Annotated in this window: 16 protein-coding genes and 1 pseudogene; 7 read left to right on the forward strand and 10 right to left on the reverse strand. The window is 41.0% G+C overall.

The genetic code is table 11. The annotated features are described in order from the left end of the window. Nucleotides 1–194 precede the first annotated feature (194 nt). Complete coding sequence (locus AC5JMF_RS19020) at nucleotides 195–1,373, forward strand: GNAT family N-acetyltransferase (RefSeq protein ID WP_495797287.1); 1,179 nt, start codon at nucleotides 195–197, stop codon at nucleotides 1,371–1,373. Between the two features lie 213 nt (nucleotides 1,374–1,586). Continuing rightward, nucleotides 1,587–1,970: a DUF4346 domain-containing protein gene (locus AC5JMF_RS19025; RefSeq protein ID WP_495797288.1), complete on the forward strand. Its 384-nt coding sequence runs from the start codon at nucleotides 1,587–1,589 to the stop codon at nucleotides 1,968–1,970. A gap of 124 nt (nucleotides 1,971–2,094) precedes the next feature. On the opposite strand, the gene psb32 is transcribed toward AC5JMF_RS19025, so the two are convergent. Further along, nucleotides 2,095–2,814, reverse strand: coding sequence for a photosystem II repair protein Psb32 (gene psb32 / locus AC5JMF_RS19030; protein ID WP_495797289.1), 720 nt, complete (start codon nucleotides 2,812–2,814; stop codon nucleotides 2,095–2,097). Nucleotides 2,815–3,499: 685 nt separating this feature from the next. Here psb32 and surE point away from each other — a divergent pair. Then, entirely contained in the window at nucleotides 3,500–4,180 is a 681-nt protein-coding gene (gene surE, locus AC5JMF_RS19035) for a 5'/3'-nucleotidase SurE (protein WP_495797290.1), read from the forward strand. 36 nt (nucleotides 4,181–4,216) lie between these two features. Here surE and AC5JMF_RS19040 read toward each other — a convergent pair whose 3' ends face one another. Then, complete coding sequence (locus AC5JMF_RS19040) at nucleotides 4,217–4,519, reverse strand: hypothetical protein (RefSeq protein WP_495797291.1); 303 nt, start codon at nucleotides 4,517–4,519, stop codon at nucleotides 4,217–4,219. 624 nt (nucleotides 4,520–5,143) lie between these two features. Here AC5JMF_RS19040 and AC5JMF_RS19045 point away from each other — a divergent pair. Continuing rightward, nucleotides 5,144–5,821: a sugar transferase gene (locus AC5JMF_RS19045; protein ID WP_495797292.1), complete on the forward strand. Its 678-nt coding sequence runs from the start codon at nucleotides 5,144–5,146 to the stop codon at nucleotides 5,819–5,821. Between the two features lie 225 nt (nucleotides 5,822–6,046). Here AC5JMF_RS19045 and AC5JMF_RS19050 read toward each other — a convergent pair whose 3' ends face one another. The 4 genes from AC5JMF_RS19050 to fraI all read right to left on the reverse strand — a co-directional run bounded on the left by AC5JMF_RS19050 (nucleotide 6,047) and on the right by fraI (nucleotide 11,100). After that, nucleotides 6,047–6,691: a HupE/UreJ family protein gene (locus AC5JMF_RS19050; protein WP_495797293.1), complete on the reverse strand. Its 645-nt coding sequence runs from the start codon at nucleotides 6,689–6,691 to the stop codon at nucleotides 6,047–6,049. Nucleotides 6,692–7,044: 353 nt separating this feature from the next. Then, a complete protein-coding gene (locus AC5JMF_RS19055; RefSeq protein WP_495797294.1) occupies nucleotides 7,045–8,349 on the reverse strand; it encodes a sensor histidine kinase in 1,305 nt (434 codons plus the stop codon). A gap of 82 nt (nucleotides 8,350–8,431) precedes the next feature. Next, entirely contained in the window at nucleotides 8,432–10,183 is a 1,752-nt protein-coding gene (locus AC5JMF_RS19060; RefSeq protein WP_495797295.1) for an ABC transporter ATP-binding protein, read from the reverse strand. Between the two features lie 287 nt (nucleotides 10,184–10,470). Further along, a complete protein-coding gene (gene fraI, locus AC5JMF_RS19065; RefSeq protein WP_495797296.1) occupies nucleotides 10,471–11,100 on the reverse strand; it encodes a septal nanopore formation protein FraI in 630 nt (209 codons plus the stop codon). 445 nt (nucleotides 11,101–11,545) lie between these two features. Here fraI and galE point away from each other — a divergent pair, with 445 nt between their 5' ends. Continuing rightward, nucleotides 11,546–12,544, forward strand: coding sequence for a UDP-glucose 4-epimerase GalE (gene galE, locus AC5JMF_RS19070; RefSeq protein ID WP_495797297.1), 999 nt, complete (start codon nucleotides 11,546–11,548; stop codon nucleotides 12,542–12,544). Nucleotides 12,545–12,664: 120 nt separating this feature from the next. Here galE and modA read toward each other — a convergent pair whose 3' ends face one another. Next, nucleotides 12,665–13,462: a molybdate ABC transporter substrate-binding protein gene (gene modA / locus AC5JMF_RS19075; RefSeq protein ID WP_495797298.1), complete on the reverse strand. Its 798-nt coding sequence runs from the start codon at nucleotides 13,460–13,462 to the stop codon at nucleotides 12,665–12,667. A gap of 98 nt (nucleotides 13,463–13,560) precedes the next feature. Here modA and AC5JMF_RS19080 point away from each other — a divergent pair, with 98 nt between their 5' ends. Further along, on the forward strand, nucleotides 13,561–13,998 hold the full coding sequence (locus tag AC5JMF_RS19080) for a TOBE domain-containing protein (protein ID WP_495797299.1): 438 nt from the start codon (nucleotides 13,561–13,563) through the stop codon (nucleotides 13,996–13,998). A gap of 126 nt (nucleotides 13,999–14,124) precedes the next feature. Here the strand turns inward: AC5JMF_RS19080 and typA are convergent, their stop codons facing one another. After that, the gene (gene typA, locus AC5JMF_RS19085) at nucleotides 14,125–15,915 is read right to left on the reverse strand and encodes a translational GTPase TypA (RefSeq protein ID WP_495797300.1); all 1,791 of its coding nucleotides are present in this window, start codon (nucleotides 15,913–15,915) and stop codon (nucleotides 14,125–14,127) included. A gap of 845 nt (nucleotides 15,916–16,760) precedes the next feature. Between typA and lepB the strand changes: the two are divergent. Continuing rightward, nucleotides 16,761–17,306: pseudogene (gene lepB, locus AC5JMF_RS19090) on the forward strand (signal peptidase I); the annotation flags it as partial. A 606-nt stretch (nucleotides 17,307–17,912) separates the two neighbouring features. Here lepB and AC5JMF_RS19095 read toward each other — a convergent pair. Further along, nucleotides 17,913–18,527, reverse strand: coding sequence for a PEP-CTERM sorting domain-containing protein (locus AC5JMF_RS19095; RefSeq protein ID WP_495797301.1), 615 nt, complete (start codon nucleotides 18,525–18,527; stop codon nucleotides 17,913–17,915). A gap of 559 nt (nucleotides 18,528–19,086) precedes the next feature. Next, on the reverse strand, nucleotides 19,087–20,283 hold the full coding sequence (locus AC5JMF_RS19100) for an MFS transporter (protein ID WP_495797302.1): 1,197 nt from the start codon (nucleotides 20,281–20,283) through the stop codon (nucleotides 19,087–19,089). Nucleotides 20,284–20,809 lie beyond the last annotated feature (526 nt).

A 20,809-nucleotide genomic window follows, 5' to 3' on the forward strand; every position in this document is an offset into this window, starting at 1 on the left:
CACAAGAGTTTTATTTAATTTGATTATGTAATTTAGATGTTTTTTAGCTTACTCTAAATAAGGCATTGGTCATTTGTCATTTGTCATTTCTCCGCGTCTCCGTGTCCCCGCGTCTCCGTGTCCCCGCGTCCCCGCGTCCCCGCGTCTCCGCGTCCCCGTGTCCCCGCGTCCCCACTCCCCATTCCCCAACATCGGTGAAACAAATTAAGCCCCGCTACTCTGTCGTTTGGACTAACAAAATTGTCGAAGTTCCCCAACAAACCTGGGATGCTTTGGCACTCCCACTAAAAACGCCATTTTTAGAGTGGGAGTGGCTGAATAATCTTGAAACTTCCCAAAGTGCTATGGCTAAAACTGGTTGGTTGCCAAATCACTTGACGCTGTGGCGAGATAGAGTGCTAATCGCTGCGGCTCCACTTTATCTTAAAGGACATAGTTCTGGTGAATTTGTTTTTGATCACCAATGGGCGGAGTTAGCAGACCGCATCGGAGTACAGTATTATCCCAAAATGCTGGGTATGACGCCATTTACTCCTGCTGAGGGCTATCGTTTTTTGATTGCCCCAGGTGAAGATGAGGACGAAATCACAGCGATGATGGTGCATGAAATTGACTCTTTTTGCTTACAACATCGCATTTCTGGGTGTCATTTTCTCTACGTTGATCCCCAATGGCGTCCTGTGCTGGAACGATGTGGTTTTACCAAGTGGTTGCATCATAGTTATGTTTGGGAAAATCTGCAATTTCAGACTTTTGATGATTACTTGGCTGTATTCAACGCTAATCAGCGTCGCAATATCAAAAGGGAACGCAAAGCTGTTGAGAAGGCTGGTTTACGATTGCAACCGCTAACTGGTGAGGAAATTCCTAAATCTTTGTTTACTTTGATGTACCATTTTTATGCTGATACCTGTGATAAGTTTGGCTGGTGGGGTAGCAAGTATTTAACAAAGCAGTTTTTTGAGCAGCTATATACTGATTATCGCCATCGAGTGGTGTTTTTTGCTGCATATAGCGAACAATATGCTCACCAACCTGTGGGGATGTCGTTTTGTCTGTATAAAGATGAAAACTTGTATGGGCGTTATTGGGGTAGTTTTCAAGAAATAGATTGCTTACACTTTGATGCTTGCTATTATGCGCCAATTGAGTGGGCGATCGCCAACAACATCCAAATCTTTGATCCTGGTGCCGGTGGGCGTCATAAAAAACGACGCGGTTTTCCGGCTATGCCAAATTACAGTTTGCACCGCTTTTACAATCCCCGTTTGGAACAAATTCTCAAACGCTATATCAGTGAAGTGAATGAATTAGAACAGCAGGAAATAGCAGCAATTAATGCAGAATTGCCATTTAATCAGAAAGATGCGTGAGGAAAAATCACAAAATCAGGGAACAGAAAATTATAAATATAAACTCAGTTGTGGATTTGGATCTGCACTTTAGGTGTGGATTTCCCCTGTTGCCTGTTGCCGTTCCTCTAAAAAATATATCCAAAATATAAACAATACTAAGGAAAATCAGAATTACACTGGATATAGAGGGTGAAAATCCTAACACAATAAATTTGGTTTTTCAGAGTGCTTATGGATTTGATGGTTGGAAATTTGGCAGCAATTGATAACAAACTTTCTCAGCGACATCTTAACCTTGATCCGGGTGGATATTTTATTATCTACTTGGATCGAGAAGCAGGGTTAATTTGTGCCAAGCATTTCACCAATGTCATTGATGAGCGTGGTTTAGCTGTCGATCCAGACACAGGAAAAGTAATTCCCGCCAAAAAAAAGGTAGAACGAACTCAGACTACAGTTTTTAGCGGGAGGACAGCAAAAGAACTTTGTGTCAAGATTTTTGAAGAAACTCAGCCTTGCCCATTAACATTGTTAGATCATGCAGCCTATTTAGGTAGAGAATTTGTTCGCGCTGAGGTTGCTTTAGTAACTGGGCAAGAATATATTCAAGATTGAGAACGGGGAACTCGGGGCCCCCGCTCCCTCTGGGAGTGGAGATTAGGGTTAATAGGGAATTGAGTATTAATTATTCTCCTCTGCTCCCCACTCCCCACTCCCCACTCCCCACTCCCTGCTCTAACTAATTATCAGATGAGGGTTGATTTACTTGATAAATGTAGTAGGTTGCCATGGGGATAACTGTGGCAGCGATTAATAGTCCTACTACCCAAGCAGTAGCGTTACCTTGATCGGTTTCTTCTGCTTTTTTGAAGGTACCTTCTACTTGGATGTTGTCAACTATCTGGGGTGGCCCTGGATCAGGTTCACCTGAGAGGACAGCAACTAAGCGATCGCTCGCATCTACAAATGCTTGATTATACTTGTTACCATCCCGTAACGGCGCACTCAATGTTTCTAAGGCAACACTCTCGGCAATCGAGTCTGTTAATAAAGACTTGACTTTATCTCCAGTAATAATTGCCGTACCATTGGTAACTGTGTCAATTAATAACAGAGTTTGGTTAGCCTGGGCTGTTTGTGTGGGAAACCATTTTTCAAACAGTTCTTGGGCGAAACTTTCTGGTGTTTCTCCGTAATCGAGGCGGCGAATAGTGACAATTCTCACCTCATTACCAGTTTTCTTGGCTAAGTCCTCGAACCCACTGCTAATCTTACCTTCATTGATCCTGCTGACAACTTCACCTTGATCCAAAATCCAAGTGCCTTCTGTCAGATCAGGAATTTGATATACACCTGTAGCGAAAGCAGGTGCTGTAAACAAAACGAACATTACCAAGGGTAATATTAGCTGGATGAGGTATTTGCGACTGTTGAATAATTGCTTGAGGAGCTGTTTCATTGTATGAACCTTAAGACAGACTTGCACCAAAAATACTACACAACCAATGTAAAAATCACCTCTTTTACGGCTTTATCTAGCAGGATTTTCTGTTATGGCTAGTATGTGCCTATTTTTCTGAATTTTTTGATTGTGCCAATTTTTAAATACCAATGCAAGCATTTACCAAGAAGACGCGGAGACGCGGGGAAGGAAAGACGCGGAGCGCGCGACCCTTCTCAAGGTCGAAGCACTGGTCAAAAGCCCCCGACTAAAGTCGTGGAGGCAAAAAATGTTTTCCTTGCTTGAATCCCCTAGCTTTAGTTATGGGGACTCTCCGCGTCCCCGCGTCCAAACGTCTCCGCGTCCTCATCAACGAAGCACTACTAAATACTAAGTGCAAAGAAATACCGCCCTTGTAAGGAATTAACCAAAACACTGAGGGCGGAATTTGCAAACCATGTGCCAAATTATAGCATAATCTCAATAGTTTTAGCGATTTGAGGTAGTTTTTTGGAAATTTGCGAGCATTTATCTTTAATACATTATTGAGGCAATAAATATCTATATTTTTCTACATTTGGAAAAAAAGCAGCGTCTAGTATATCCGCATACTTTTGTATCTCAGAAATAATTTACAAAGTGGCGATCGCATATTTGTAACCAACAACTATATAGTCTAATTTTTAATCTTAACTTCGCGAATATGACCATAATTTTAACCAACGATGACGGTATCGACGCCCCTGGTATTCGAGCATTGCTCAAAGCTGTGAACGAGCAAAATGTAATAATTGCTGCTCCTAAAGAACATCAATCTGGTTGTGGGCATCAAGTCACCACTACTCGTCCTATCAATCTCCAGCGACGTTCTGAAAATGAATATGCGATCGCTGGTACTCCTGCGGATTGTGTGAGAATTGCAATGACACAAATCAGCAAAAATATCAAATTTGTTTTATCGGGGATTAACGCTGGCGGCAATTTAGGAGTAGATGCTTACATTTCTGGCACTGTTGCGGCTGTGCGAGAAGCGGCAATGCATGGTATTCCTGGAATTGCTATTTCCCACTATCGCAAAGCTAAGCAAAATTTTGATTGGGATTTAGCTGCCAAATTAACCGCCGAGGTTTTATTAGACTTACTCAACCGTCCTCTAGAAGTTGGAAGCTATTGGAATGTGAATTTACCACATCTACAACCCACAGAACCGCATCCTAAGTTGGTTTTTTGTCAACCTTGTACCAAACCCTTACCCATAGATTATCGCGTTGATGGTAATGACTTTTATTATGTGGGGGAATATGGCAAACGCGATCGCACTCCTGGGAGTGATGTAGAGGTGTGTTTTTCAGGCAATATCGCAGTGACTCAGTTAAGGGTTTAGGGAGCGGGGGCCCCGAGTTCCCCAGTCCCAAAACAACTATCGTTCATCTGAACCTTCAATCAGAGAGGTAAGCCGATTGAGAGTTTGTGTTAATTGATTAATTTTTTGCATTGAATCATCCTGAGATTCAGCAAGAGTTTGCACAGCGTCACACAATGCCACAATTTGATAACCCTGCTGTTGTACTTGCTTTCCCTGTGCTTCTACTTGAGCGCTAAGAGTATCTAATCGTTCTGCAAGACGTTCTATTGTCTCAGTTGTAGAAAGTACTGCTTCCCCAATTTGTTCAACAATAGATTCTAATCGGCTAATCTTGACTTCAACTCCTGCTACAATCATTTTTTTGCACCTGATTTTTGAGGCTTTAACTTAGTAATAACGCTAATAGTATTTAGATAGATTAATACAACTGTAAATTTTTAGAGAACTATTAATATTGACAATTTCTTTAAACTCGTAACTAAATGATAAAGACATTTTCTTCTGCAAACTTATATTTTTATTGCCATAACTTGTATCTTTTAACTGCATTGCTCAAAATATGACATCCAGTCCTTTCGACGATCAAGTTATTTGCTTAAAGTCTCCGAAACTTTATTATGAATAGCGAACGTTTGCTGAGCTTACCCCGCAGGCGAAGCAAGCTACACGTAGCGTCTCCCACAGGAGAAGTTGAAACAAATCGAAGGATTGTGAGTTGGTTTCATGATTCATAACATTGCTTAATTAGTGTTTTTATTGATAGCAAAATTTAGATACGCAATTAAGATAAATGTTCATCTACCTAAAGGTATGTAAAATAACTTTATCGTAAATTTATATAAAGTCGTGATCCCCGTGATCTTGATGAAGATTAAGTGAATATACTGGGAAAGCATATTGTTCATACATAAAGCCAAGTTTATAGTTAGGTTGAAACTTAAGGTGAATCTACCCTTTTTACTTAGGTATTCAGCTAAGAAAATGTACCAAGCATCAATAGAAAGTGTATTTCAGACTACCACAGGTAATGATTGGGAATTAAAGTTTACCCCTCATCCTTCCGTGCGTTCTAACTTTAAACGTTGTTTGGACATTTTAGGGAGTTTGGTAGGACTATTAATTTTAGCGATTTTGTTTATACCGATCGCGATCGCGATTAAAATTGATAGCCCTGGGGCTATTTTTTTTATTCAAGAACGCTATGGATTCCAAGGAAAACCATTTCGGATTCGCAAATTTCGTTCGATGGTTAGCAACGCAGAGCAGCTAAAATCTTTAGTGGACAACGAAGCTAACGGATTGATATTTAAGAACAAAAATGACTTTCGAGTAACAAAATTAGGACGCTTTTTGCGAAGTACAAGTTTAGACGAATTGCCTCAATTTTGGAATATTCTCATCGGTGAAATGAGTTTAGTGGGAACACGCCCCCCCACTGCTGATGAAGTGAGAAATTATAATCAGCGACACTGGCAGCGTTTAAATGTCAAACCTGGATTAACTGGTGAATGGCAAGTCAATGGCCGTTCTCAAGTAAAAGATTTTGAGGAAATAGTCGATTTAGACTTACGATATCAAAGTAATTGGTATCCTTTGTATGACTTATTATTGATAGGAAAAACCTTCTCCGTCATCTTTAATAAAGTTGGTGCCTGCTAAATTAGATGTTGGGAATAGTAATTGCTGAAATTATTTCCTAAAAGCAATTACCCCGTATTTCTCAAAAATACCAAGTTTGACATTAGAGGCAGGTTCACAAATATATTCCAATTATTTACGAATATCTCAGTGAACCCGCCCTATGAATCTGGATAAAGAGAAATCTTTGGTTTGAAAATAACAGAGAAATTTGGGTTATCCATATTCAGATAACAAAATTCAATTTTAGAGAACTAAATTACCTAAAAACACAACACCAAGGGCACAGTAAGCAAATCCAGCTAAGCGAATCTTTTTAGTTGATATATTAGTCGTCCTAAAAATTTCCCTAGCACTCATAACGACTGCGAACTGAGTTAAAGAAAAACCTAATATATAGGTAACTATTGTGATCGTTTCTGCATCAACAATGTCTTTAGTACCAACGTAGCCTTGGAACAACCCAGCGCAGACACCTAGCAACACAAGTATTACAAAGTTGAGGTGATTTGATATCAGCATCCTACCAAAAGCGATGACAGAAATAGCGATCGCGATCTCCACACCTGGTAAATTGAGCTGAAGTAAATGAATCATCATCCCCAATAGGGTTGCTAAGAAAAAACATCTGGCTATCGCAGCACCACGAACCACCACAGCCGATAATAAGCCAATAGCAAAGATAACAGTTAAACAATCTAAGCCAATAACTGGATTTGCTAGTCCCCAAAGCAAGCCTTCCCAACAGTTCAAGATGGTATGATCAGCTGGTGAACCAGTCAGTGAACTTAGCAGACTAATCAATATTAAAGCTGCGATCGCTCCTATATGACGGTGCTGTAACTGAAAACGGGTAAATTTTCCCGCAGCATCAGATTCCAATAATTCCATTTTGAACATTATTTGTGCCAAATGAGTTTTTGGTAATTTGATAATGCCCAAATACCAAAAGAAACTAACAAGGTAATATTCTTTAAGCAATTTTAAATCACTAGACCTCTTGCATAAATCTTTTTTTACCGGGCTACGCCCCGCTTCTCTACGAGACGCTTCTCTACGAGAGGCTTCGTCAACGCGAACGCAAATACGCAAATACGCAAAGAACAACGCGAAAAGAATGACTTTTGCAAGAAGTCTACTCATGAAAAAATAGATAAGCTAATGTACGTCTAGTTGCACATTCTTTGGTTAAGACTGTCAAATGATAAGTTTTTAACCGGACACAGTATAAGTTCTGGAGATCATCAACTAGGCTTCAGATGAATTGGAAGTTGAATAACTATTTCTGTACCCTGGAGTGGTGCTGAAATACACTTCAATAAACCACCATGATTGTTGATGATTTGGGAACTGATTTGCATTCCCATACCTGTATTTAAACTAACAGATTTAGAGGGAACAATCGGTTCAAATATTTTTTCTCTGACGTCTTCTGTTAAACCACAACCGTTATTAGAAATCCGAATTATCACTTGATTGCTATCTACAGCTTCAGTAGAAATGTTAACTAAAGGATTACGATTTACTAGCTGTTGATTGTCAGTTATATTTGTACCAATTACTGCTATTGGACATCCAGTTAGGGAATCTTTCAAATCATTAATAGTATAAGTTAAGATATTGATAAAAACTTGATTTATTTGTCTAGGATAACACTCAATTTTTGGTAAATCACCATATTTCTTGATCACTTGGATGGCTGGCATATTTCCTTTATATTTCAAACTATTTTGTAATATTAAAAGAATGCTATCAATACCTTCATGAATATCAACTTCTTTTCTATCGGATTCATCCAAACGTGAAAAGTTACGTAAAGCTAAGACTAGTTTCCGGATGCGATCAGCTCCCATTTTGATAGAAGATAAAATCTCTGGTAAATCTTCTTTAATTAAAGTGATGTCTATCTCTTCAGTACCACTATGAATTTTTGGTGCAGGATGAGGATAATATTCCTGGTAAAGTGCAATCAAATTGAGTAAGTTTTGAGTATATTCATCAACTAAAGTAGTATTACCATAAATAAAGTTTATCGGATTGTTAATTTCATGGGCAATACCTGCAACTAGTTGTCCTAAAGAAGACATTTTTTCAGTTTGAATCAGTTGAGACTGCATATTTGCAAGTTCTTCTAGTGCCAGCTTTAATTGGCAGTTAGCCGCTTCTAGTTGTGCTGGACTTGGCAAAGCCAGTGCTTGAGGAATAATCGGTAGTAGTGCGATCGCCGTATATAGTGAGACAATAGCGGTAATTGCTTTGATAAAACTGGAAAGCCAGTAAGTAGGATGCCAAAGCGTCCAGACATCCATGATATGGGTTGTACCACAGGAGACGATAAAAGCTCCAAATAATAAGAGTATCCATTTGAAGGGTAAATCTTCTCGTTTATGGACAAAGTAAACCAGGATAACGGGAATAGAATAATATACAACGGCAATTAGAGAATCTGAGATAATGTTTAGCCACACTAAACTAGGTTTCCAAAGGTAGCAATGCCCGTGTGGAATAAATGAGCTATCAGTTAAAAAATTTTGCAAGTATTCAAACATACACCCTCAACGAATATGATTTATCAAGTTTTGAACAATAAATTATATTCGCTAAGTATAAAATTGTCTTTAAATTGAACAACTAATGCAGTAATTCTTCTACTTGATGTTGACTCCACAAATTTCGGTAAAGTCCCTCTTGTTGTAAAAGCTCTACGTGATTACCGATCTGAACAATTGTGCCTTTATCCATCACAAAAATCCGGTCGGCAGCAGCAGCAGCGGAAAGTTGATGAGTAATAAAAATTACTGTTTTGCGCTCAGTACCATCGGCAAGATTTTTGAGGATTTGTGTTGCTGTTTGATTGTCAACGCTAGAGAGGGCATCATCTAAAATTAACACTGGGGCATCGATTAGCATCGCTCGTGCTAGGGCGGTACGTTGCCGTTGTCCACCAGAAAGAGTAATTCCACGTTCGCCAACGATGGTTTCATACTGCTGTGGAAAATTGGTAATTTCTGAATCAATCTGAGCGAGTTTAGCAAATAATTCGACATCTTGCTGTTCGCTCACCGGGTCGCCATAGCGGATATTATTTTTGATCGTGGTGCTAAATAAAAAGTTATCTTGAGGAACGTAAGCGATCGCACTTCGTAAGTCTGCTAAAACGATTTTTGTAGTATCCAATCCATCCAAAAATAACTGTTCTGGCTCAATATCTAGCAAACGTGGCAAGGCATTCGCCAAAGTTGACTTTCCAGAACCAATTGGCCCAACGATAGCTACCGTTTCCCCAGGATTGATGGTAAAGTTAATCTTGTCTAAAGCAGGGGTAGTAGCACCTGGGTAAGTGTAGCTGAGGTTGGTAGCTGTAATTTCTCCTTTGACTTGAGTGATTGTTAGATGTGTAGCATCATCAGCATCTTGAATTTTCGGTGTGACGGTGAAAATAGACTCCAATCGATCAACGCTAACTTCACCTCGTTGATAAGTAGTAATCGTGAATCCCAATAAAGTTGTAGGGAAAACTAAACGCTCTACAAAAATTAATAATGCGAGAAAATCTCCAACAGCAAGTGTTCCAGAAGACATCCGCATTGCTCCTAACCAAATTATGACTAGCGAACTGACGTTAGCTAGTCCACCAATTAAAGGAAAAAGTGTATTGCGGGTTTTTGCTAAATCCAGATTTGCGGCCAATAGCTGCTGATTTTGCTTAGCGAAAGCTCGACGCTCATTATCTTCTTGAGCGTAAATTTTAATTAAGGCAATACCACTGATATCTTCTTGGATGAGTCCACTGATATCAGAGAGTTGTTCTTGTACTACCGCTTGTTGTTTGCGTAGGCGATCGCTAAATAAATATACCAACAAAAACATGAAGGGATACACTGCCAGAGAAGCTAGTGTGAGATCCACATTAATCGACAACATCACTGGTAGTGTCAAGGTATAAGCAAACACTGTATTTGCTAAACTCAGGATGGCAAAACCCAGCAATCGCCGGATATTATCTACATCACTAGTAGCCCTACTAATCAAATCACCAGCGGTATTACTAGCAAAATAAGCTGGTTCCAGCTTGAGCAAGTGTTCAAAAATCCGTTGTTTGAGGTCAAATTCTACCTGACGCCCCACCCCAAATAGCCAGATGCGTGAAGCCATACGCATTAACCACATGGCTGAACTCAGTAAAGCGATTACGACTACGTAATGTATTACTTGATTCCATTTAAAGTTAGCCGAAAGCTGATCAACAGCTGAGCGAATTAACAAGGGTATATAAACGCCCAGCCCGTTGACAGACAATAAAGCAAGAACTCCTAAAGTAGCCTCCCGCCAATGGGGACGCAGATAAGCTCCAAGTTTAACAATTCGTCGATATTTTGCCATTCAAGCAATTTTGCAACCTTATGATCATAGGCTAACTGCTCAGCAGTCTATGTTTTATCCGAAGTTCCACAGTTCGCCCTACTCTACTTTACCTAAAGGTTACGCTATCTTTAACGATTAGTAAGTAGCCTTGCAGGCATCTACTCAAACTTCTAAATCAGCTAATAATCATTGAAATTGCGTTTCCGCGTTTTTCTGGGGCTAAAGATTGTGCAACTTAGCAGATTAGCTGGGAAGGCCAGACACTAGGGTACAGGTGATGGCCTTTCTGTATAGCTGTTTTAGCCTTATGATTGGCGAAGACGCAAGAATCTGTAAATCTGGGCAAGATAAGTTTCCCAAACACGGGTTGTTAATTGTAGCGTTTCTGCACTAGGTACAAAATCTACAATTTCCAAATTACGTCTACGAATGTCCTCAGGATTTTGCAACAGGTAGGGAGGCACTCGCAAATTATTAGCAAAGATGCTGTCTTTTGCTATACCTGAGATGTTTGCAGCAGATGTTGGTGCAGCGCTGGCTACATAAATCTGATTTGTCATTGCTGTTCCTCCCAGAGGTATTCTATACAAGAGATAAGCGACTGCTGGTGTACTTGCTAAGAGTAGAATGATCAGCGACCAACCTATTAAGTACCCTCCTGGTTTATCTATCCCGCCTTTGTTGATTTTTTGAGCAGCAAAGAGCATCATCAAAATCGAGGCTCCCAAAGGCTTGAGCGGGAATGAGATAAAACTCCATAACGACGCTACAGGTCTTTCGTTAGGGTTAATAAACGCTAGTGCGATTACAACCACAATAATCCCCAAAAATAAGCGCCCGACAAAACTTCCTGAAGGATAAAATCTCTGAAATACAGAGTAGGCAACAGTGCCAATCAGCAGCCACACTAGTACCCAAGTTAAAAGTGAAAACATAGATTAACTGACTCTTAAATTTTCTGGTGCGGTTAACCCCAAGGTTTCGGAAAATGGATTTAGTTTATCGTCAAACTGTAATTGCACTGTTATCAGACTTAACATTTCTCCAACCTCACACCTAAAGACTACCGTCGTAGTGATTTTAGTTCAATTTTTTGATACTGGGACTATTATTTATTTGTAATTTTTTTAGCTTTCTCCAAAACAAGCCCCAGACCGTAATTTCTGGTTAAGCATCCATATGTATGCCTTTGCTTGGATGGTTCCTACTCGTTGGGTTTGTTACCAATTCTTGTGAAGGGAGTGAGGAGTGGGGAGGATGAGGGAGAAGTTTTCTTTGCGTCCCTGTGTCCCCGCGTCCTCTTCCCTATTCCCCAGAGGGTTTCAATCTGACTGTTTGTCAATTAAATTGATTGAGTAGTTACACTTGAAAGGAAAAACTATGTCGCCTGGAAAACCCAGCATTTTAGTGACGGGGGGAGCTGGATATATTGGTTCTCACACGGTACTTGCTCTCAAGCAAGCAGGCTATGACGTGGTGATACTCGATAATTTGGTTTATGGGCATCGCGATTTAGTAGAAAAGATATTACAGGTAGAACTTGTAGTTGGTGATACATGCGATCGCGCTTTGCTAGACGATCTGTTCAAAACCCACAGTATTGACGCTGTGATGCACTTTTCCGCCTATGCCTATGTGGGAGAATCGGTAACTGACCCGGCTAAATACTACCACAACAACGTTGTTGGCACCTTGACTCTCCTAGAGGCGATGCTAGAGGCGTCTGTTAAAAAATTCGTCTTTTCTTCTACTTGCGCTACCTACGGAGTACCGCAATTTGTACCAATTCCAGAAGATCATCCTCAAAATCCCATCAATCCTTATGGCGCATCCAAGCTAATGGTAGAGAGGATTCTAGCTGATTTTGATCCTGCCTACGATTTTAAATCGGTACGCTTTCGCTACTTCAATGCTGCTGGTGCCGATCCCAGTGGCTTGCTAGGTGAGGATCACAACCCAGAAACTCATTTGATTCCTTTGGTATTACTCACAGCTTTAGGGAAGCGGGAATCTATTGCCATTTTCGGCACTGATTACCCCACTCCCGATGGTACTTGTATTCGTGATTACATCCATGTTAGTGACTTAGCAGACGCCCATGTTTTGGGATTGGAATATTTATTAAAAGGTGGCAATAGCGAAATTTTTAATTTGGGCAATGGTAATGGTTTTTCTGTTAAAGAAGTAATTGTAGCTGTCGAACAGGTGACAGGAAAGGTAATACCAGTCCAAGAACGCGATCGCCGTCCTGGCGATCCACCGACTCTCATAGGTAGTGGTGAGAAAGCCAGAACCATCTTAGGCTGGCAACCTCAATACCCAAACATCAAAGATATCGTTGCTCATGCATGGCAGTGGCATCAGCAGCGGCATAAATAGGAATGGGGAGTGGGGAGTGGGGAGTGGGGAATTGGGAAGAGGACGCGGGGACAGGGGGACGCGGGGACGCGGAGAAAATTGCTCCCTCATCTCCCTCATCTCCCTCACTCCCTCTTCATACTATGAAGATACAATAAATCCGTATTTTTTGAGTACGGCTTTGGCTTGGCTGCCTGATAGAAATTGCAAAAATTCTTTGGCTGTTGGGATATTTTTACTGTTTTTAATTACTGCCATTGGATAAACAATTGGTGAGTGAAATTTATCGTCAGCAGCAACTACAATTTTTACTTTGTCGGAGATTTTGGCATCAGTAATGTAAACTAAACCTGCATCGGCGTTACCACTTTCTACTGAAGCTAATACTTGACGTACATTGTTAGCCAAAACCAATTTGGACTTGACTTTATCAAAAATGCCCAACTTCTTGAGAACTTGCTCACCATATTGCCCCGCAGGTACGCTTCTCGGTTCACCGATCGCAATTTTTTTAATCTTGGCATCGGTAAGATTATAGAAACTACGAATGCCAACAACATTCTTTGGCACAATTAAGACAAGACGGTTGTTGGCTAGATTAGCACGGCTACCGGGAACCAAAAGACCCTTTTGTTCTAAAGCATCTACTTGCTTTTTGGCAGCAGAAATAAACACATCTGCTGGTGCCCCCTGCTCAATTTGTTGCTGCAAAGCACCGGAAGCCCCAAAGTTATAACTAATATTGACATTTGGTTTACTTTGTTGATAGATGGGCTTAATTTCTTCTAGCGCATCTTTTAAACTAGCAGCAGCGGACACAAGCAAACCGACGTTTGACTGTGCTACTACAGCAGAAGGAGTAACCAATGGCAAACCAATTGCTAAAAGCCAACTGATAATTGTTATGCTCAAAAAGGCAAGAAATTGTCTTTTTTTCATCAAAAAACCACCCTTAGAGAGATTCTGTTTCCGAGGATTTACACTTGGTAGGATCGTACCAAGAAAACCAAATATGTACCAAATAAATTGGTAACATTATGCCAAGAAAAGAACAAGGATGGATCACATTTCAAACATCAGAAGAGGAGCGAAAGCTTCTAGAGGAATTCTGCCAGCAGTCTCAGCGGACTAAAACCGAGATCCTCCGAGAACTAGTTCGTGGTTTAAATAAGTATTCCTCAGCACCAACATCATTACCAACCAAAGAAGATGTCAAAGAGGATACTGATATTGCTGATGTAGAAGTTGGTAGTCAAAAGAAACCACTTAAAGTTAGTTCCCGTAATATCCTCAAGGGAGTTGTGAAACGAGTGATTACAGGAGCAGTGAATACTGAGGTGACGCTAGAGATTGTTCACAAAGTTGAGTTAACCTCGATGATCACTAGAGTGTCAGCAGAGGAATTAGAACTGTCTGAGGGAACAGAAGCTTATGCAGTCATCAAGTCTAACGATATAGTGATTGCTAGGGAATAGTAAGCAGAGACGTGCTATGGCGCGTCTCTACAATAATCTACTAGTCGTAATTATTTTTTCAAATTAGTCTTACAAACCAAAAAGCCCGCTGAAGCGGGCTTTGTAAATCAGGTAAAAAGTGTTTGCTTAGCGTTTTGCTAACTTCTTCGCCATCTTCCGCAAACGAATTGATTTGGGGGTAACTTCCACTAATTCATCTGGGCCGATATACTCTAAAGCGCGTTCTAGGCTCATTTCCACTGGTGCTTGCAATTGCACTAGTTCGTCACCACCAGAGGCGCGGTGGTTGGTTAACTGCTTGGTCTTACAGACATTGAGTTCCAAGTCTTGGGGGCGATTGTGTTCGCCGACAATCATGCCTCTATAAACCTTAGTGCCAGGAATAATAAAGAATACGCCTCTATCTTCGGCATTTCTCATGGCATAGAAAGTAGCGACGCCTTCTTCAAAAGCAATTAAAACGCCTTTGTTGCGGGCTTCAATGTCACCAGAGAGTTGACGATAGTCTAGGAAACTGTGATTCATGATGCCTTCACCACGAGTCATCCGCATGAATTCACCCCGGAAACCAATCAAGCCACGGGCGGGAATGACAAACTCTAGCTGGGTGCGATCGCCACCACCAGGTTGCATATCTTGCATTTCACCTTTGCGTTGTCCCAGGCGTTCGATACAGCTACCAACCGCATCTGCTGGTACATCCAATACTAGAAGTTCATAGGGTTCGCAAGGTTGGCCGTTAACTTCTCGGTAAATTACTTGTGGCTGGGATACCTGAAACTCGTAACCTTCGCGGCGCATGGTTTCAATTAAGATACCCAAGTGCAATTCGCCACGACCGGAAACTAGGAATTTATCAGGCGAGTCGGTTTCTTCGACGCGTAAAGCTACGTTGGTTTCTAATTCGCGGAATAGGCGATCGCGTACTTGTCGTGATGTTACCAACTTACCTTCTTGACCAGCAAAGGGCGAATCATTCACCCAGAAGGTCATTTGTAAGGTTGGCTCGTCCACTTTAATTAGGGGTAGCGCTTGGGGTTCGTTCGGGTCGGTAATCGTTTCTCCGATATTGGCATCAGCAAAACCAGCTACAGCAACGATATAACCAGCGGATGCTTCTTCCATCTCTACCCGCTTGAGTCCTTCAAAGCCCATCAACTTTGTGATTTTAGCCTTGACAATATCGCCTTTTTCTGTAACTAAAGCCGCTTGCTGTCCAGCACGAATCACACCGTTGTGAATTCTACCAATTACAATTCGTCCCAGATACTCCGAATAATCTAAGGTCGTGACTTGCAATTGCAGGGGCTTATTAACATCACCTACAGGTGGTGGAACATGGCGCAGAATCGCATCAAATAGCGGTTGCATATCTACCGCTTCTGCATCCAAGTCATCTTTGGCGTAACCTGCTAGACCAGAGGCAAACAGATAAGTAAAATCACACTGGTCTTCATCTGCTCCTAATTCTAAGAACAGATCCAGTACCTTATCTATTGCCCCATAAGGATCGGCTTGGGGGCGATCGATTTTGTTGACAACAACAATGGGGCGCAGTCCTTTTTCCAGAGCCTTTTTCAGTACAAAGCGGGTTTGGGGCATAGGGCCTTCATTGGCATCGACAATCAAGATGCAACCATCGACCATGCCAAGGACGCGTTCAACTTCGCCACCAAAGTCAGCGTGTCCGGGAGTATCAACAATATTAATCAGCGTCTCTTTATAGCGAACCGCTGTATTCTTAGAAAGAATGGTAATCCCCCGCTCCCGTTCTAGAGCGTTGGAGTCCATGACGCAATCCGGAACGTCTTCACCTTCACGGAAAATGCCGGATTGTTTAAGAAGTGCATCAACCAGGGTGGTTTTGCCGTGGTCAACGTGGGCGATAATGGCGACGTTACGAATTGGGAGCGTCATAGAGGCTTTTGGTGAACTTTTGAGGGGGTTTATATTTAGACTTACTTACATTTATCTGCGAGGCTGTTCTAACAGAACCGGGGTTAATTTGCTTATTCTGTAAAGAACATTTAACAATTCTAGCGTAATCGTCACAATTACGGGGAGTTTTGTAAAGACTGCCAACACAGAAATTTATAATTCAAATTTTTAACCGTAGTATTAATGTAAATTTACCTACCTATGTACATAAAATGGGAATGGAGAATTGCGAATTGGTGACTTCTCCTTCATCCCCCTCATCTCCCGTCTTAGTCGTAATTGCAAACTGCTGTATGTCTAATAAAGAACCTTGGCTAGCCGTGAATTTATCCAAGATACTTCCAGGTTTAGGGCAAATATATACAGGGAAAAAAAGTAAAGGTTACTTTTTGATATTGATAACGATTACTCTCAATATATTGACATTATGGGTAGTTCTTAGTCCAACAGCAAATGTTATAACCAGCGGTGCTGGAATTTTAGGTACTATTTTTATTCTCTGGTTATGGAATCTCTTCGATGCTTACAGGTCTGCTAAGAGTAAAAATACTCCCGAATTTGAAACTTTACGTAAGCAAAGTAAAGATCCTTGGTTAGCGATGTTCCTTTCTCAGTTATTTTTAGGAATTGGTCACTTTTATATTGGTAAGTGGTTCTTAGGAATATTGGCGATTGTATTAATAGTTATTGTTTCGTTTTTTTCTCGATTACTAGCGTCAATTCTCTTGGCTTACATAGCATATCTTGCTTATGTATTTTCTCCTGTTCGCCGTGAACCAACAAAAGATTTAGCATTAACCATTGCAATCATTATCGGAATATCTAGTTGGTTGTCTATAGGTTTAGGATTTTTCCTGAGAACATATGTAGTTGAAGCTCGTTGGACACCTTCAGGAGCAATGGAACCAACTCTACATGGTACTCCCAACCAGTGGGAAGCAGACAGGATATTAGTCAATAAGTTCAGCTATCGTTTTGAAGATCCAAAACGTGGTGATATTATAGTTTTTTTACCAACAGAAAATTTAAAAAAACAACAGTATACTGATGCTTTTATTAAAAGAATAGTTGGGCTATCTGGTGAAAAAGTAGAACTGAGAAATGGGCAAGTTTATATCAATAGTCAGCCGCTAAAAGAAGACAAATATCTCACCCAGAAACAGCGTACTTTAATAGATGTGTGCTTATCAGGCTTGGAACCGCCTTACCTAGCAAAACCCGTCACTATACCGCCAGAATCGTATTTAGTTCTGGGTGATAATCGTGAAAATAGTTACGATAGTCGTTGTTGGGGTGTAGTACCTCGCAATCTAATAATTGGTAAAGCCTATAAAATATTTTTCCCGCTTGACCATGTTGGCTCTATATGAATGTAGCGAATATTCAAGATTTGGTATGCAATTTTGAGTCAGGAATTTATTTTAGCTGAAACAGTCCAGTAGTGGCGTGGCAAGGCTAAAATGATGTAATAAGTTTTCTTGTGGGGTGGGACGGAAAGCCCGCTACGGACGGGCGAGACGCCATTGGCGTCAAGTTAACGTAGAACCGATGTCCCGCAAGGAACTTCAGTTCCTTGCTGATAGCAAAAGTCATCTGAAGATGACTAAATATCCCCCAAGATTTTGAGTCTACTGAAGTAGACTTGAGCTATTAGCTAAGAAATAAATTTCTTGGCGGGTGAGGAAGCCAACACCGAAGCTATTTCTAGCTTAAGTTGACACCAATGGCGAGACGCCCATCCCACAAGAGTTCTTTTTAATGCAACATTTAAGACTAGACACGCTAGTAGGATGCGTTATCGACACTAGTCCTAACGCGCCGAAAATCTAGAAGGGTGAGACGCTTGGCGACAACATAACACTACAAAAAAATTGTGAATGATTTAATAATTTGTATGCAAAACGTAACCTACTCAAAGGAGGGATACCTGGCTAAGTAGGGTCAGGTTTACACGGACTTTTGAGTGTTCGATATGTTTATACAGATGCTGATTTTTTCTTGAGAACTCTACCTAAAAAACTAGCCACCGCTAATCCTAAAATTATGCTGGGTTCCGGAACAACCGTTGTCGTTAACTGTCCGCCAACATCCAGCCTACAATTAGGAAATGTGTCACATATTTCTGGTGAAAGGTCATCCTTCAAGAATATCTTAGCCGTTGACAATCCTTGAGCAGGATTAAGATAAGTATAAAAAGATAATCCTGTGACTTCTGTTGCAAAGTCGATTCCTAAATCAAAGCCGTTAGCTGTGTCAAAGTTGCCTGTTTGTAAAACAGTCTTAGTAACTTGATCGAAGTTGAAATTAAAATTACTGCTGGAATTTGGAAACTCGTATTTGAAATTTTGCAACAAATCTCCCTTGGGATTGAAGAAGGAAATAACAAAATTAGTTAGCTGATCTTTAGTAACTATATTTCCGACATAACTATCATCATAGCTAAAGTTTCCTTTTGCTGAATAACCTTGATCCCCTTTCCAAGCAAGATCAAAAGAAGCAGCATCAACACTGGGAACGTTGACTAAAGTTGCTATCGAAGTGACAGCAGCAATAGCTACATTGGTTTTGATTTGGCTACAAATGCTTTTCATGTTATTAATAACAGGAGTCAATTCTGATGTTGTAGTTGTCAGCAAATTTTGATCAGTATTACAAGAAATCCTGAAATGTTCCTAACAAAATGTAAACTCTTACAGCTTAATTAGGGACTTCAAAATAAAGCACAACCTATATAAATAGGCTAAGCTTATCTCTTAAATAGGGGAATGGAAATGTGTAATAAGTGCAATGTAACCTGGAAACTCAGATAAAGTTTGAGTCTCTTAATTACGAATTGGAATAAAACCCCTTTGGGGAGATTGTATCATTATCATCTTGATACTTGATGATGATTTTTTTAAAACCCAAAAAAATTATAGTTTCTCTTAAATCTATTATATTTTTCTCAGTTAAATTATTCTTTAACTCTTCTTAACTAAATACTGTTTCGTTACTAATTGTTCAAGATTGATCTTTATTACTTTCTCGATTACTGAGAGTCGAATTATCTAGTTACTTCTGATGATTTATTGTTATTATATTGCTATAAGTTTTTGTAGATATTTACAACACAAAGGAACGCAAAGGAGAATACCTCCGCGAACCTCTGCGCTATACCTCTGCGTCCCTCTGTGTTACCAAAATGCCACTAGTGGCAATGCAAATACCCGCTAACAGAAAAGCCGATGCACCTGCGATCGCACTCACAAAAGGTGAAAACTCCTGGATTTTGGGAAAAATCAGGGCAAACAAACTCATCGCTACAGCAAACCCACCAAAATACATGCCAATTCCTAATCCTGCCCATTGCTGAGACACTAACCGCAAAGCGAAGGGAATTGCCCCATTGATAATTAAACTAAAACCAGCGATAATAATCGCTATAATGGGAAACTGTGAGCCTGTGTATACTATGAGCAACAATGCAGAAATAGTGGCACAAACACCAACAAGCATCGCTTGGCGATTGCCGATTTTCACAGCAAAAGCCCCAGCAGGTAGTGAAGCAAAAGCGATCGCTAGCCCAATCCACACCATTAGCACGTCAATACTACTATTACTAAACTCGGCTGATAGCACTTTACCTAAAGTATCCATGAGAAATCGGGAACCCCATGCCACGCCGAAACCAGTTCCCAAAATCAAGGCTAATTCCTTTGAAGGCAACTGTACTATTTGTACATAGTGTCGTTCAACTGGTGCCTCTGGAGGATTAACAAACCGCAGTATCGCCGCCGCTGCCAGCAGCACAAACGAACCGATAGCAAAGGTCAAAACCGGCCCCAAACCAAAAATAAACTTATTAGCAATGGGTCTAAAAGCTGCAATTATTCCCCCTGCCAAGGTAACAAAACTCACAGCCAAAGGTAACTCAGTTGGTATAGCAGATTGTGCTAACAAGCTAATAACTGGACTGCGAAACACCGTCATTGTCAACGCCCATGCGATCAAAGTCAGGGGTAAAAGCGATCGCATAATATCAGTTGGCTGGACAAAAACCACAATACATGGTATTGCAATAAACAAAGTCGCTGACAGAATTACACCCACCGAAATAAAAGGAAATCGACTTCCCATCCAGCGTTTAGCTTGATCAGAAAGTCCACCCATTAGTGGTTCCATCACCGCACTCAAGGCATTATCTATGATCAATATACCAACTGCCAAAGAGGCAGGAAAACCAAACTGAGTCAGAAGTCGGGGCAAATAAAGACCGTATATCAACCAGGTGAGGGTAATTGCCCCTTGCACCGCAGCCAACACCCAAACTTGCACCCAGAGGATATTAGGAGATTTTGAGGTACTCATTGGGGAGGAGATGAGGGAGACGAGGGAGATGTGGTTCGACTTCGCTCACCAACTGGGGGATGAGGGCAGGGGGAGAAATAACTAATTTCCAGTACCCCAATTCCCAATTCCCCATTCCCTCGATCTCTTTTTCTCCTCTACTTTAACTAGTTCCGTGGGTTTAAGTCCCCTGGTTCTCTAATCAGCAAGTGTTGTGTTGGGGTCAAATCCCCATTACAAAACTTAATTACGAATTACGCGCTTCGTAGCGGTAGCGAGTCCGCGATAGCGTTAGCGTTAGCGAAGCGGTAGCGAGATACGAGCGTCAGCGGTAGCGACACAGGAGCGTCGCGTCATTACGAATTACGTTAGCGCAGCGTAAAGCCTGCGGCATAGCTTCGCTTAGAGCGAGTCCTCGATAGCGTCAGCGGTAGCGAGGTACGAGCGTCGCGTCATTTACGAATTACGTTAGCGTTAGCGAAGCGGTAGCGAGGTACGAGCGTCAGCGGTAGCGAGTCCTCGATAGCGTTAGCGTAAAGCCTGCGGC

It is taken from the genome of Desmonostoc vinosum, assembly GCF_059505385.1.